Genomic DNA, 1,516 nt, shown 5'->3' with positions numbered 1-1,516 from the left:
GCGTGGTGATATTATCGCCCTTGAAGCCTGAGATCGGGATCGCGGTGAAGGCCTCGATGCCCACTTCCTCGGCGAACTCGCGGTAATCCTGCACGATATCGAGGAAGGTCGAGCGGTCGTAGTCGATGAGGTCCATCTTGTTGACCGCCAGCACCACGTGCTTGATGCCGACGAGATGGGCGAGATAGCTGTGCCGGCGCGTCTGGACGAGCACGCCCTTGCGCGCATCGACAAGGATCACGGCGAGATCCTCTTGGAATCATACAGCAGGCGGCCGATCAGCGTCGACTTGCCATCATCCACGCTGCCGCAGGTGATGAAGCGCAGCATGGTCTTGTGCTGGTGCTTTTCCAGATAGGCGTCGATGTCCTGCTCGATCAGCGCATCGGTCTTGTACACGGGCTCTTGTGTGGTGTCGGACATCAGAAATAGCCCTCCTGCTTCTTCTTCTCCATGCCGGCGCCGCCAGCATCCTTGTCGATGGCGCGGCCCTGGCGGTCGCTGGTGGTGGTCAGCAGCATTTCCTGGATCACTTCGGAAAGATTGCTCGCCTCGCTCTCCACCGCGCCGGTCAGCGGGTAGCAGCCCAATGTGCGGAAACGGATCGAGCGCATTTCAGGCTCCTCGCCTTCCTTCAGCGGGAAGCGTTCATCGTCGACCATCAGCAGCATGCCATCGCGCTCCACCGTCGGGCGCTGCGCGCTGAAATACAGCGGCACGATCTCGATCTGCTCAAGCTGGATATATTGCCAGATATCGAGCTCGGTCCAGTTGGAGATCGGGAAGACGCGGATGCTCTCGCCCTTCGCCTTTTTCGCGTTGTAGAGGTTCCACAGCTCGGGGCGCTGGTTCTTGGGGTCCCAGCCATGGCTTGCCGTGCGGAAGGAAAAGATGCGCTCTTTCGCGCGGCTCTTCTCCTCGTCGCGGCGCGCGCCGCCGAAGGCCGCGTCGAAACCGTACATGTCGAGCGCCTGCTTCAGCCCCTCGGTCTTCCACATGTCGGTGTGGAGCGGGCCATGGTCGAACGGGTTGATCCCGCGCTCCTTCGCCTCCGGGTTCTGGTGCACGATCAGCTCCATCCCCGCTTCTTCCGCGGCGCGGTTCCTGAGTTCGTACATCGCCTTGAACTTCCATGTCGTGTCGACATGCATCAGCGGAAACGGCGGCGGGCTGGGATAGAATGCCTTCTTCGCAAGATGCAGCATCACCGCGCTGTCCTTGCCAACCGAATACAGCATCACGGGCTTGTCGGTCTCTGCGACAACCTCGCGGATGATATGGATGCTTTCGGCTTCAAGCCGCTCCAAATGCGTGAGTTTCCTGGCGCTCATCGTGTCCTCGTTTCTGTCATCGGCAACACGGATGCCGCAGCGCAGCATGGTATGGACCTCCCAAATGGGAGGTGATAGAAAAACTCATGCGTATCCCTGCTCCCGGTGAGACTGAATTGCTCGTGCCCCTACACGAAGGGATGTTCGAGCAACCCATGTGGATGAGCTTCCTCGACCGTCTGCGG

General features: G+C 60.2%; 1 protein-coding gene and 1 pseudogene. Both read right to left on the bottom strand.

The window, feature by feature from the left end; all coding sequences use genetic code 11:
* Window positions 1–423: pseudogene (locus AAFM29_RS18015) on the bottom strand (GTP-binding protein); the annotation flags it as partial.
* Window positions 423–1,331 (bottom strand): sulfate adenylyltransferase subunit CysD, encoded by a 909-nt coding sequence (cysD, locus tag AAFM29_RS18010; RefSeq protein ID WP_341714074.1) that lies wholly within the window; start codon window positions 1,329–1,331, stop codon window positions 423–425. The pseudogene AAFM29_RS18015 and the gene cysD, both read right to left, overlap by 1 nt.
* Window positions 1,332–1,516 lie beyond the last annotated feature (185 nt).

Origin of the sequence: Erythrobacter sp., assembly GCF_038133525.1 — a bacterium.
Lineage (GTDB): Bacteria > Pseudomonadota > Alphaproteobacteria > Sphingomonadales > Sphingomonadaceae > Qipengyuania.
This window is presented reverse-complemented; position numbering and strand designations above follow the sequence as displayed.

What these genes read in the sequence shown, in the direction of transcription:
- cysD (WP_341714074.1), bottom strand. Translation starts at nt 1,331, where the DNA reads ATGAGCGCCAGGAAACTCACGCATTTGGAGCGGCTTGAAGCCGAAAGC.